We start from the raw sequence: 12,886 nt of genomic DNA, 5'->3' as shown, positions 1-12,886 counted from the left end.
ATAATGTTAACAACATGCCAGTGAAGCAAAGGTAGTGCAAGAGCTATGGATCGTATTATTGAAAAATTAGATCACGGTTGGTGGATCGTCAGTCACGAGCAAAAATTATGGTTGCCTCGTGGAGAATTGCCATATGGCGAAGCGACAAATTTCGATCTTGTGGGGCAGCGCGCACTCCTGATTGGCGAGTGGGAAGGGGAGCCTGTCTGGCTGGTGTTACAGCATCGTCGGCATGATATGGGGTCGGTACGGCAGGTCATCGATCGGGACGTTGGCCTGTTTCAACTGGCGGGGCGGGGCGTGCAGCTGGCGGAATTTTACCGTTCGCACAAATTCTGCGGTTACTGCGGCCACCCCATGTACCCAAGCAAGACCGAATGGGCGATGCTGTGCAGCCACTGCCGCGAGCGTTACTATCCGCAGATTGCTCCCTGCATTATTGTCGCCATCCGGCGCGCCGATTCCATTTTACTGGCCCAGCATACGCGCCATCGCAACGGTGTTCATACGGTGCTGGCCGGGTTTGTGGAAGTGGGGGAGACCTTAGAGCAGGCGGTCGCGCGCGAAGTGATGGAAGAGAGCGGCATCAAAGTGAAAAATCTGCGTTACGTGACCTCACAGCCCTGGCCGTTCCCGCAATCGCTGATGACGGCGTTTATGGCGGAGTATGACAGCGGCGAGATTGTCATCGACCCGAAAGAGTTGCTGGAGGCGGGCTGGTATCGCTATGACGATCTTCCGTTATTGCCGCCGCCGGGCACGGTGGCGCGTCGTTTGATCGAAGATACTGTGGCAATGTGTCGGGCTGAGTATGAGTGATGGTACACTGGCACCCTGACGCAATGAAGGAACTGCAAAATGACCGAACTGAAGAACGATCGTTATCTGCGTGCGCTGCTGCGCCAGCCCGTTGATGTTACCCCGGTATGGATGATGCGCCAGGCAGGCCGCTATCTGCCGGAGTACAAAGCCACCCGCGCACAAGCAGGCGATTTTATGTCGCTGTGCAAAAATGCTGAGCTGGCGTGCGAAGTCACGCTACAACCGCTGCGGCGCTACCCGCTTGATGCGGCGATCCTCTTCTCGGACATTCTGACCATCCCGGATGCGATGGGGCTGGGACTCTATTTTGAGGCAGGGGAAGGCCCGCGCTTTACTTCGCCAGTCGCCTGTAAAGCGGATGTCGATAAGCTACCGATTCCTGACCCGGAAGACGAACTGGGCTACGTGATGAACGCGGTGCGTACGATTTGCCGCGAGTTGAAAGGTGACGTTCCGCTGATCGGTTTTTCCGGCAGCCCGTGGACGCTGGCGACTTACATGGTGGAAGGCGGCAGCAGCAAAGCCTTTACCGTCATCAAAAAAATGATGTATGCCGATCCGCAGGCGCTGCATGCGCTGCTCGATAAGCTGGCGAAAAGCGTCACTCTGTATCTCAACGCGCAGATTAAAGCGGGCGCGCAGTCGGTCATGATTTTCGACACCTGGGGCGGCGTGCTGACGGGGCGCGATTACCAGCAGTTCTCGCTGTATTACATGCATAAAATCGTTGATGGTCTGCTGCGGGAAAACGACGGTCGCCGTGTACCGGTCACGTTATTCACCAAAGGTGGCGGCCAGTGGCTGGAGGCGATGGCGGAAACCGGGTGTGATGCGTTAGGTCTCGACTGGACAACCGATATTGCCGACGCGCGCCGTCGCGTGGGCCATAAAGTGGCGCTACAGGGCAATATGGACCCGTCCATGCTCTATGCGCCACCGGCGCGCATTGAAGAGGAAGTGGCGACGATTCTCGCCGGATTCGGCCAGGGTGAAGGCCACGTCTTTAATCTTGGACACGGCATCCACCAGGATGTGCCGCCGGAGCACGCGGGCGCATTTGTTGATGCGGTACACCGCTTGTCTGAACAGTACCACCGCTAAGGAGTCATTATGGATCTCGCGTCGCTACGCGCTCAACAAATCGAACTCGCCTCGTCGGTGATCCGCGAGGATCGCCTTGATAACGATCCGCCGGATCTGATCGCCGGGGCGGATGTTGGGTTCGAGCAGGGCGGGGAAGTGACGCGAGCGGCGATGGTGCTGTTGACGTATCCAGCGCTTGAGCTGGTGGAATACAAAGTGGCGCGTATCGCCACTACCATGCCGTATATTCCCGGCTTCCTCTCCTTTCGCGAGTATCCTGCGCTGTTGGCGGTGTGGGAACAGCTGTCGCAAAAACCGGATTTAGTCTTTGTCGATGGACACGGTATCTCCCACCCGCGTCGTCTGGGGGTGGCAAGCCACTTTGGATTGATGATGGATGTACCCACCATCGGCGTAGCGAAAAAACGGCTGTGCGGCAAGTTTGAGCCGCTTTCCGCCGAACCTGGCGCGCTGGCCCCGCTGATGGACAAAGGCGAGCAGTTAGCCTGGGTCTGGCGCAGTAAAGCGCGCTGTAACCCGCTGTTTATCGCGACCGGACATCGCGTGAGTACCGACAGCGCGTTGGCGTGGGTGCAGCGCTGTATGCAAGGCTACCGTCTGCCGGAACCGACGCGCTGGGCGGATGCGGTGGCATCAGAGCGTCCGGCGTTTATGCGCTGGCAAGCAAATCACCGCTGATTCAGGTACACTGCGGCTCATTTCTGATTTCGAGAATTCAACATGTTACAAAACCCGATTCATCTGCGTCTGGAACGCCTGGAAAGCTGGCAGCACGTCACCTTTATGGCTTGTTTGTGCGAGCGTATGTATCCGAACTATGCCATGTTCTGTCAGCAGACGGGTTTTGGCGATGGGCAGGTGTACCGCCGAATCCTGGATCTCATCTGGGAAACGCTGACGGTGAAAGATGCGAAGGTCAATTTTGACAGCCAGCTGGAAAAGTTTGAGGAAGCGATTCCGGCTGCTGACGATTTTGATCTGTACGGCGTTTACCCGGCGATTGATGCCTGCGTTGCATTAAGCGAGTTAATGCATTCTCGTCTCAGTGGCGAAACGCTGGAACATGCCATTGAGGTCAGTAAGACATCCATTACCACGGTTGCGATGCTGGAAATGACTCAGGCTGGTCGAGAAATGACCGATGAAGAGCTCAAAGAAAACCCGGCTGTTGAACAGGAATGGGACATTCAGTGGGAAATATTCCGACTTTTGGCCGACTGCGAAGAACGCGATATTGAGCTGATAAAAGGGCTTCGGGCAGACCTGCGCGAGGCCGGTGAGAGCAATATCGGTATAAATTTTGAGCAATGACACCAGAAAACGTGATTTAACGCCTGATTTGTCGTGCCTGGAGGCTTCCCTTCCGCCCCCCGTCTGGTCTACATTTGGGGGGCGAAAAAAAGTGGCTATCGGTGCGTGTATGCAGGAGAGTGCTTTTCTGGCATTTCCGTCGCACTCGATGCTTAGCAAGCGATAAACACATTGTAAGGATAACTTATGAACAAGACTCAACTGATTGATGTAATTGCAGACAAAGCAGAACTGTCCAAAACCCAGGCTAAAGCTGCTCTGGAATCCACTCTGGCTGCTATTACTGAGTCTCTGAAAGAAGGCGATGCTGTACAACTGGTTGGTTTCGGTACCTTCAAAGTGAACCACCGCGCTGAGCGTACTGGCCGCAACCCGCAGACCGGTAAAGAAATCAAAATCGCTGCAGCGAATGTACCGGCGTTTGTTTCTGGTAAAGCACTGAAAGACGCAGTTAAGTAATTCGCGTGGCAGTGAACAGTTTTAATGAAGGGGCGCTCTCGCCCCTTTTGTCTGTCTGGCGTCGTATGCTGACGTTGGCAGGCGCGCTGTTGCTGTCTGCTTGTAGCCATAACACAACGCTTCCACCGTTTACGGCCAGCGGTTATGTTGACGACCAGGGTGCGGTACGCATCTGGCGTAAAGATTCCAGCGATGGCGTCCATCTGCTCTCGGTCTTTAGCCCGTGGCGTAACGGCAGCACCACAACCAGCGAATACCGCTGGCAGGGCGACATGCTCTCCCTGATTGAACTCAATATTTACAGCAAACCTTCTGAACATATTCGCGCACGCTTCGACGATCATGGCGAGCTCAGTTTTATGCAGCATGAAGTCGACGGGCAGAAGCAGCAGCTTTCCAGCGACCAGATCGCCTTATACCGCTATCGCGCCAATCAGATCCGCCAGACCAGTGACGCATTGCGTCAGGGGCGCGTCGTGCTGCGTCAGGGACGCTGGCATGCAGACCGTACGGTAACTACCTGCGAAGGCGAAACGTTGAAACCAGACCTGGATGTGTGGGCTATCAGCCACATAGAGCGACGTCAGCAGCGTTCATCGATAGAGGTGAGTGTGGCATGGCTGGAGGCGCCTGATGGCTCTCAGCTGCTGCTGGTGGCCAATGAAGACTTCTGCCACTGGCAACCTATAGAGAAGACGTTCTGATGATTGCCGGATGGCGGCTTGCGTCTTATCCGGCCTACAGTTGCTCTCCATAGGCCGGATAAGAGGTGTCAGCGTTAGTTTTGCTCGCGTTCGATCGCGCGCCAGCCGATATCTTTGCGGCTAAAGCAGTTATCCCAGTGGATATCTGCCATCAGCGCGTAGGCACGCTGCTGTGCTTCGGCAACGGTATGGCCTAGCGCAGTGGCGCACAGTACGCGACCGCCGCTTGTTACGACCCGGTCATCTTCCGCCAGTTTGGTTCCGGCATGGAATACCTTACCGTCCGCCACCTCTTCCAGCGGCAGACCGTGGATCACATCGCCTGTGCGGTAGTCGCCCGGATAACCGCCAGCCGCCATCACCACGCCGAGCGATGCGCGCTCATCCCACTCAGACGTTTTCACGTCCAGCTTACCGTCGCAGGCAGCCAGACAAAGTTCAACCAGATCGGATTTCATACGCAGCATGATTGGCTGGGTTTCCGGGTCGCCAAAGCGGCAGTTGAATTCGATAACTTTCGGGTTGCCCTGTTTATCGATCATCAGCCCGGCGTACAGGAAGCCGGTATAAGTATTGCCTTCCGCCGCCATGCCTTTTACGGTTGGCCAAATGATGCGCTCCATCGTGCGCTGATGAACCTCGTCGGTCACCACCGGCGCCGGGGAGTAAGCGCCCATACCGCCGGTATTCAGCCCGGTATCGCCATCGCCGACGCGTTTGTGATCCTGGCTGGTGGCCATTGGCAACACATGTTCGCCATCGACCATCACGATGAAGCTCGCTTCTTCACCGTCGAGGAACTCTTCGATCACGATACGGTGTCCCGCGTCGCCAAACGCGTTACCCGCCAGCATGTCATGAACGGCGGCTTCGGCCTCGCTCAGCGTCATCGCCACAATCACGCCTTTCCCGGCAGCCAGTCCGTCGGCTTTAATGACGATCGGCGCGCCTTTCTCACGCAGGTAAGCCAGCGCGGGTTCGATCTCCGTGAAGTTCTGGTACTCCGCCGTCGGAATCTGGTGACGGGCGAGGAAATCCTTGGTGAAGGCTTTGGAGCCTTCCAGCTGTGCGGCGCCTTCGGTTGGGCCAAAGATTTTCAGGCCAGCGGCGCGGAAAGTATCCACCACGCCTTTCACCAGCGGCGCTTCCGGGCCGACGATGGTCAGATCGATCTTCTCGTTCTGGGCAAAGCTCAGCAGTGCCGGAATATCCGTGACGCCAATAGCGACGTTTTGCAGCGCCGGTTCCAGCGCTGTTCCGGCGTTACCTGGCGCGACATACACGGTTTCAACCTGCGGTGATTGCGCCGCTTTCCACGCCAGGGCGTGTTCGCGCCCGCCGTTGCCGATTACTAATACTTTCATTGTCTGCTCCGTGAATTAATGGCGGAAGTGACGCATGTCGGTGAAGATCATCGCGATGCCGTGTTCGTCAGCGGCGGCAATGACTTCATCATCACGGATGGAGCCACCGGGCTGGATCACGCAGCTCACGCCAACGGCGGCCGCAGCATCAATACCGTCGCGGAACGGGAAGAACGCGTCAGAGGCCATTGCGGAACCTTTTACTTCCAGGCCTTCATCGCCCGCTTTAATACCGGCGATCTTCGCGGAATAAACGCGGCTCATCTGGCCCGCGCCAATACCGATAGTCATATTCTCTTTCGCGTACACAATCGCGTTGGATTTCACAAATTTTGCTACTTTCCAGCAGAACAGCGCGTCACGCAGTTCCTGCTCGCTCGGCTGACGTTTGGTTACCACGCGCAGTTCGCCTTCGGTCACCATACCCAGGTCACGATCCTGAACCAGCAGGCCGCCGTTAACGCGTTTGAAGTCCAGGCCCGGCACACGCTGTGCCCACTGGCCGCAGGTCAGGACGCGCACGTTCTGTTTGGCGGCGGTAATCTTCAGGGCGTCTTCAGATGCGGAAGGCGCAATGATCACTTCAACAAACTGACGGGAGATGATGGCCTGTGCCGTTTCGGCATCCAGTTCGCGGTTAAACGCGATGATGCCGCCGAATGCGGAGGTCGGGTCAGTCTTGTATGCTCGATCGTAAGCGTCGAGAATAGAAGTGCTTACCGCCACGCCACACGGGTTAGCGTGCTTCACGATGACGCAGGCGGGCTCGCTGAACTCTTTCACACACTCCAGCGCCGCATCGGTATCGGCGATATTGTTGTAGGAGAGCGCTTTGCCCTGTACCTGCTGCGCGGTCGCAACAGATGCTTCTTGCACATTCTCTTCTATATAGAAGGCTGCCTGCTGGTGGCTGTTTTCGCCGTAGCGCATATCCTGCTTCTTAATGAAGTTCAGATTCAGGGTACGCGGGAAGCGGCCAGCGGCCTCTTTGCTTTCACTGTGATATGCCGGAACCATGCTGCCGAAGTAGTTGGCAATCATGCTGTCGTAGGCAGCGGTGTGTTCGAAGGCTTTAATGGCGAGATCGAAACGGGTATCAAGGGTCAGAGAACCGTCGTTGCTATCCATCTCTTTAATAATGGCGTCGTAGTCGCTGCTCTTTACAACGATAGCGACATCTTTATGGTTCTTGGCAGCGGAGCGCACCATGGTCGGGCCGCCGATATCAATGTTCTCTACGGCATCTTCCAGCGAGCAACCTTCACGAGCGACAGTCTGGGCGAACGGGTACAAGTTAACAACAACCATATCGATTGGCGCGATACCGTGTTGTCCCATAATTCCGTCATCCTGACCACGGCGACCGAGAATACCGCCGTGTACTTTCGGATGCAGGGTCTTCACGCGTCCATCCATCATTTCCGGGAAACCGGTGTAATCGGAAACTTCGGTCACCGGCAGACCTTTATCTGCTAACAGACGGGCAGTGCCCCCTGTAGACAGCAGCTCCACACCGCGTGCGGAAAGTGCCTGGGCGAATTCGACGATACCGGCTTTGTCAGAAACACTGAGCAGAGCGCGGCGGACTGGACGACGTTGTTGCATGGTAAATCCCCTGGATTTGACTATTACAGAGAGCGTTAGCTGAATTTTTCGTGAAAAACTCAGCTAACGCCCCTTACGGGGCATCCTTGTTTTGCGGTGGCATTGTAACGAAAACGTTTGCGCAACGCTCGCGAATTTTTCTTTTTCCATTCGATACCCTTTTATTCCTGTATTGAGCGCGTCTTTATTAAGGAGAGATTCAGGAAATGATCGCCAGGATTGTGGATAACTCTGTGTGTAAAAGGGTATAAGGCGGGGTTTTGCTGGGGAATGCAGCAGTCAGTCATTTTTCTGTCATTTTTCTATTGCGGCCTGCGGAGAACTCCCTATAATGCGCCTCCATCGACACGGCGGATGTGAATCACTTCACACAAACAGCCGGTTGATTAAAGAGAAAAATCCTGAAATTCAGGGTTGACTCTGAAAGAGGAAAGCGTAATATACGCCACCTCGCGACAGAGCGCTAAAGCGCGTCGCAACTGCTCTTTAACAATTTATCAGACAATCTGTGTGGGCACTCAAAGTGACATGGATTCTTGATGTCTTCGGACAATAAATGAATACCAAGTCTCTGAGTGAACACGTAATTCATTACGAAGTTTAATTCACGAGCATCAAACTTAAATTGAAGAGTTTGATCATGGCTCAGATTGAACGCTGGCGGCAGGCCTAACACATGCAAGTCGAACGGTAACAGGAAGCAGCTTGCTGCTTTGCTGACGAGTGGCGGACGGGTGAGTAATGTCTGGGAAACTGCCTGATGGAGGGGGATAACTACTGGAAACGGTAGCTAATACCGCATAACGTCGCAAGACCAAAGAGGGGGACCTTCGGGCCTCTTGCCATCAGATGTGCCCAGATGGGATTAGCTTGTTGGTGGGGTAACGGCTCACCAAGGCGACGATCCCTAGCTGGTCTGAGAGGATGACCAGCCACACTGGAACTGAGACACGGTCCAGACTCCTACGGGAGGCAGCAGTGGGGAATATTGCACAATGGGCGCAAGCCTGATGCAGCCATGCCGCGTGTATGAAGAAGGCCTTCGGGTTGTAAAGTACTTTCAGCGGGGAGGAAGGTGCTGTGGTTAATAACCACAGCAATTGACGTTACCCGCAGAAGAAGCACCGGCTAACTCCGTGCCAGCAGCCGCGGTAATACGGAGGGTGCAAGCGTTAATCGGAATTACTGGGCGTAAAGCGCACGCAGGCGGTCTGTTAAGTCAGATGTGAAATCCCCGGGCTCAACCTGGGAACTGCATCTGATACTGGCAGGCTTGAGTCTCGTAGAGGGGGGTAGAATTCCAGGTGTAGCGGTGAAATGCGTAGAGATCTGGAGGAATACCGGTGGCGAAGGCGGCCCCCTGGACGAAGACTGACGCTCAGGTGCGAAAGCGTGGGGAGCAAACAGGATTAGATACCCTGGTAGTCCACGCCGTAAACGATGTCGACTTGGAGGTTGTGCCCTTGAGGCGTGGCTTCCGGAGCTAACGCGTTAAGTCGACCGCCTGGGGAGTACGGCCGCAAGGTTAAAACTCAAATGAATTGACGGGGGCCCGCACAAGCGGTGGAGCATGTGGTTTAATTCGATGCAACGCGAAGAACCTTACCTGGTCTTGACATCCACAGAACTTGGCAGAGATGCCTTGGTGCCTTCGGGAACTGTGAGACAGGTGCTGCATGGCTGTCGTCAGCTCGTGTTGTGAAATGTTGGGTTAAGTCCCGCAACGAGCGCAACCCTTATCCTTTGTTGCCAGCGGTCCGGCCGGGAACTCAAAGGAGACTGCCAGTGATAAACTGGAGGAAGGTGGGGATGACGTCAAGTCATCATGGCCCTTACGACCAGGGCTACACACGTGCTACAATGGCATATACAAAGAGAAGCGACCTCGCGAGAGCAAGCGGACCTCATAAAGTATGTCGTAGTCCGGATTGGAGTCTGCAACTCGACTCCATGAAGTCGGAATCGCTAGTAATCGTGGATCAGAATGCCACGGTGAATACGTTCCCGGGCCTTGTACACACCGCCCGTCACACCATGGGAGTGGGTTGCAAAAGAAGTAGGTAGCTTAACCTTCGGGAGGGCGCTTACCACTTTGTGATTCATGACTGGGGTGAAGTCGTAACAAGGTAACCGTAGGGGAACCTGCGGTTGGATCACCTCCTTACCTTAAAGAACCTGCCTTTGCAGTGCCCACACAGATTGTCTGATGAAAAGAAAGAAGCAAGGCGTCTTGCGATTGAGACTTCAGTGTCCCCTTCGTCTAGAGGCCCAGGACACCGCCCTTTCACGGCGGTAACAGGGGTTCGAATCCCCTAGGGGACGCCAGCGTTCAACTGATGAGGTCAGACCTCCCAGGGGACGCCACTTGCTGGTTCGTGAGTGAAAGTCACCTGCCTTAATATCTCAAAACTCATCTTCGGGTGACGTTTGAGATATTTGCTCTTTAAAAATCTGGATCAAGCTGAAAATTGAAACGACACACGTAAAGTGTGTATGAGTCTCTCAAATTTTCGCAACACGAAATGTTTCACGAAACATCTTCGGGTTGTGAGGTTAAGCGACCAAGCGTACACGGTGGATGCCCTGGCAGTCAGAGGCGATGAAGGACGTGCTAATCTGCGAAAAGCGCCGGCGAGGTGATATGAACCCTTGACCCGGCGATGTCCGAATGGGGAAACCCAGTGTGACCTGTCACACTATCGTTAGCTGAATACATAGGCTAACGAGGCGAACCGGGGGAACTGAAACATCTAAGTACCCCGAGGAAAAGAAATCAACCGAGATTCCCCCAGTAGCGGCGAGCGAACGGGGAGGAGCCCAGAGCCTGAATCAGCTTGTGTGTTAGTGGAAGCGTCTGGAAAGTCGCACGGTACAGGGTGATAGTCCCGTACACGAAAACGCACAGGCTGTGAGCTCGATGAGTAGGGCGGGACACGTGGTATCCTGTCTGAATATGGGGGGACCATCCTCCAAGGCTAAATACTCCTGACTGACCGATAGTGAACCAGTACCGTGAGGGAAAGGCGAAAAGAACCCCGGCGAGGGGAGTGAAAAAGAACCTGAAACCGTGTACGTACAAGCAGTGGGAGCCTCTTTATGGGGTGACTGCGTACCTTTTGTATAATGGGTCAGCGACTTATATTCTGTAGCAAGGTTAACCGCATAGGGGAGCCGAAGGGAAACCGAGTCTTAACTGGGCGTTAAGTTGCAGGGTATAGACCCGAAACCCGGTGATCTAGCCATGGGCAGGTTGAAGGTTGGGTAACACTAACTGGAGGACCGAACCGACTAATGTTGAAAAATTAGCGGATGACCTGTGGCTGGGGGTGAAAGGCCAATCAAACCGGGAGATAGCTGGTTCTCCCCGAAAGCTATTTAGGTAGCGCCTCGTGAATTCATCTCCGGGGGTAGAGCACTGTTTCGGCTAGGGGGCCATCCCGGCTTACCAACCCGATGCAAACTGCGAATACCGGAGAATGTTATCACGGGAGACACACGGCGGGTGCTAACGTCCGTCGTGAAGAGGGAAACAACCCAGACCGCCAGCTAAGGTCCCAAAGTCATGGTTAAGTGGGAAACGATGTGGGAAGGCCCAGACAGCCAGGATGTTGGCTTAGAAGCAGCCATCATTTAAAGAAAGCGTAATAGCTCACTGGTCGAGTCGGCCTGCGCGGAAGATGTAACGGGGCTAAACCATGCACCGAAGCTGCGGCAGCGACACTATGTGTTGTTGGGTAGGGGAGCGTTCTGTAAGCCGTTGAAGGTGGCCTGTGAGGGTTGCTGGAGGTATCAGAAGTGCGAATGCTGACATAAGTAACGATAAAGCGGGTGAAAAGCCCGCTCGCCGGAAGACCAAGGGTTCCTGTCCAACGTTAATCGGGGCAGGGTGAGTCGACCCCTAAGGCGAGGCCGAAAGGCGTAGTCGATGGGAAACAGGTTAATATTCCTGTACTTGGTGTTACTGCGAAGGGGGGACGGAGAAGGCTATGTCGGCCGGGCGACGGTTGTCCCGGTTTAAGCGTGTAGGTGTGTGCTCCAGGCAAATCCGGTGCACTTTAACACTGAGGCGTGATGACGAGGCACTACGGTGCTGAAGTGACAAATGCCCTGCTTCCAGGAAAAGCCTCTAAGCATCAGGTAACACGAAATCGTACCCCAAACCGACACAGGTGGTCAGGTAGAGAATACCAAGGCGCTTGAGAGAACTCGGGTGAAGGAACTAGGCAAAATGGTGCCGTAACTTCGGGAGAAGGCACGCTGATATGTAGGTGAAGTGGTTTACCCATGGAGCTGAAATCAGTCGAAGATACCAGCTGGCTGCAACTGTTTATTAAAAACACAGCACTGTGCAAACACGAAAGTGGACGTATACGGTGTGACGCCTGCCCGGTGCCGGAAGGTTAATTGATGGGGTTATCCCTCGGGAGAAGCTCTTGATCGAAGCCCCGGTAAACGGCGGCCGTAACTATAACGGTCCTAAGGTAGCGAAATTCCTTGTCGGGTAAGTTCCGACCTGCACGAATGGCGTAATGATGGCCAGGCTGTCTCCACCCGAGACTCAGTGAAATTGAACTCGCTGTGAAGATGCAGTGTACCCGCGGCAAGACGGAAAGACCCCGTGAACCTTTACTATAGCTTGACACTGAACACTGGTCCTTGATGTGTAGGATAGGTGGGAGGCTTTGAAGTGCGGACGCCAGTCTGCATGGAGCCGCCCTTGAAATACCACCCTTTAATGGCTGGTGTTCTAACGTGGGCCCGTAATCCGGGTTGCGGACAGTGTCTGGTGGGTAGTTTGACTGGGGCGGTCTCCTCCTAAAGAGTAACGGAGGAGCACGAAGGTCAGCTAATCCTGGTCGGACATCAGGAGGTTAGTGCAATGGCATAAGCTGGCTTGACTGCGAGCGTGACGGCGCGAGCAGGTGCGAAAGCAGGTCATAGTGATCCGGTGGTTCTGAATGGAAGGGCCATCGCTCAACGGATAAAAGGTACTCCGGGGATAACAGGCTGATACCGCCCAAGAGTTCATATCGACGGCGGTGTTTGGCACCTCGATGTCGGCTCATCACATCCTGGGGCTGAAGTAGGTCCCAAGGGTATGGCTGTTCGCCATTTAAAGTGGTACGCGAGCTGGGTTTAGAACGTCGTGAGACAGTTCGGTCCCTATCTGCCGTGGGCGCTGGAGAACTGAGGGGGGCTGCTCCTAGTACGAGAGGACCGGAGTGGACGCATCACTGGTGTTCGGGTTGTCATGCCAATGGCACTGCCCGGTAGCTAAATGCGGAAGAGATAAGTGCTGAAAGCATCTAAGCACGAAACTTGCCCCGAGATGAGTTCTCCCTGACTCCTTGAGAGTCCTGAAGGAACGTTGAAGACGACGACGTTGATAGGCCGGGTGTGTAAGCGCAGCGATGCGTTGAGCTAACCGGTACTAATGAACCGTGAGGCTTAACCTTACAACGCCGAAGATGTTTTGGCGATTTGAGAGACGATTTTCAGCCTGATTACAGATTAGTG

At 54.7% G+C, this 12,886-nt stretch carries 8 protein-coding genes, 1 tRNA gene and 2 rRNA genes; 9 read left to right on the top strand and 2 right to left on the bottom strand.

Annotated elements, in window-relative coordinates; all coding sequences use genetic code 11:
* Positions 1–45: 45 nt before the first annotated feature.
* The 6 genes from nudC to FD428_RS20250 all read left to right on the top strand — a co-directional run bounded on the left by nudC (position 46) and on the right by FD428_RS20250 (position 4,400).
* Entirely contained in the window at positions 46–819 is a 774-nt protein-coding gene (gene nudC / locus FD428_RS20275) for an NAD(+) diphosphatase (protein ID WP_047459742.1), read from the top strand.
* Between the two features lie 39 nt (positions 820–858).
* On the top strand, positions 859–1,923 hold the full coding sequence (gene hemE, locus FD428_RS20270) for a uroporphyrinogen decarboxylase (RefSeq protein ID WP_114848815.1): 1,065 nt from the start codon (positions 859–861) through the stop codon (positions 1,921–1,923).
* Between the two features lie 9 nt (positions 1,924–1,932).
* Positions 1,933–2,604, top strand: coding sequence for a deoxyribonuclease V (nfi, locus tag FD428_RS20265; protein ID WP_114848814.1), 672 nt, complete (start codon positions 1,933–1,935; stop codon positions 2,602–2,604).
* Positions 2,605–2,646: 42 nt separating this feature from the next.
* Entirely contained in the window at positions 2,647–3,237 is a 591-nt protein-coding gene (locus FD428_RS20260; protein WP_012133796.1) for a YjaG family protein, read from the top strand.
* A gap of 186 nt (positions 3,238–3,423) precedes the next feature.
* Complete coding sequence (hupA, locus tag FD428_RS20255) at positions 3,424–3,696, top strand: nucleoid-associated protein HU-alpha (protein ID WP_001044509.1); 273 nt, start codon at positions 3,424–3,426, stop codon at positions 3,694–3,696.
* A gap of 11 nt (positions 3,697–3,707) precedes the next feature.
* Complete coding sequence (locus FD428_RS20250; RefSeq protein WP_114848813.1) at positions 3,708–4,400, top strand: DUF1481 domain-containing protein; 693 nt, start codon at positions 3,708–3,710, stop codon at positions 4,398–4,400.
* Positions 4,401–4,474: 74 nt separating this feature from the next.
* On the opposite strand, the gene purD is transcribed toward FD428_RS20250, so the two are convergent.
* Together purD and purH are read right to left on the bottom strand one after the other, a co-directional pair.
* Positions 4,475–5,764 carry a phosphoribosylamine--glycine ligase gene (gene purD, locus FD428_RS20245; protein ID WP_114848812.1) on the bottom strand — a complete coding sequence of 430 codons (1,290 nt, stop codon included), beginning with the start codon at positions 5,762–5,764 and terminating at the stop codon, positions 4,475–4,477.
* A gap of 15 nt (positions 5,765–5,779) precedes the next feature.
* On the bottom strand, positions 5,780–7,369 hold the full coding sequence (gene purH, locus FD428_RS20240; RefSeq protein ID WP_114848811.1) for a bifunctional phosphoribosylaminoimidazolecarboxamide formyltransferase/IMP cyclohydrolase: 1,590 nt from the start codon (positions 7,367–7,369) through the stop codon (positions 5,780–5,782).
* Between the two features lie 622 nt (positions 7,370–7,991).
* On the opposite strand from purH, the gene FD428_RS20235 reads away from it, so the two are divergent.
* The 3 genes from FD428_RS20235 to FD428_RS20225 all read left to right on the top strand — a co-directional run bounded on the left by FD428_RS20235 (position 7,992) and on the right by FD428_RS20225 (position 12,825).
* Positions 7,992–9,533, top strand: a 16S ribosomal RNA gene (locus FD428_RS20235).
* 85 nt (positions 9,534–9,618) lie between these two features.
* Positions 9,619–9,694: transfer RNA gene (locus FD428_RS20230), tRNA-Glu, on the top strand.
* Between the two features lie 226 nt (positions 9,695–9,920).
* Positions 9,921–12,825 (top strand): 23S ribosomal RNA (locus FD428_RS20225).
* Together the 16S and 23S rRNA genes with 1 tRNA gene alongside form the textbook arrangement of a ribosomal RNA operon.
* Positions 12,826–12,886: the final 61 nt, after the last annotated feature.

Source organism: Citrobacter sp. TBCP-5362 (assembly GCF_005406305.1).
GTDB lineage: Bacteria > Pseudomonadota > Gammaproteobacteria > Enterobacterales > Enterobacteriaceae > Citrobacter_B > Citrobacter_B koseri.
The sequence above is the reverse complement of the archived record's forward strand: the minus strand, read 5'-3'. Positions and strand labels throughout refer to the sequence as shown.

Bases quoted from the DNA above. Each gene is read 5' to 3' on its own strand.
- nudC (WP_047459742.1), top strand. From the start codon at position 46: ATGGATCGTATTATTGAAAAATTAGATCACGGTTGGTGGATCGTCAGT.
- hemE (WP_114848815.1), top strand. From the start codon at position 859: ATGACCGAACTGAAGAACGATCGTTATCTGCGTGCGCTGCTGCGCCAG.
- nfi (WP_114848814.1), top strand. From the start codon at position 1,933: ATGGATCTCGCGTCGCTACGCGCTCAACAAATCGAACTCGCCTCGTCG.
- FD428_RS20260 (WP_012133796.1), top strand. From the start codon at position 2,647: ATGTTACAAAACCCGATTCATCTGCGTCTGGAACGCCTGGAAAGCTGG.
- hupA (WP_001044509.1), top strand. From the start codon at position 3,424: ATGAACAAGACTCAACTGATTGATGTAATTGCAGACAAAGCAGAACTG.
- purD (WP_114848812.1), bottom strand. From the start codon at position 5,764: ATGAAAGTATTAGTAATCGGCAACGGCGGGCGCGAACACGCCCTGGCG.
- purH (WP_114848811.1), bottom strand. From the start codon at position 7,369: ATGCAACAACGTCGTCCAGTCCGCCGCGCTCTGCTCAGTGTTTCTGAC.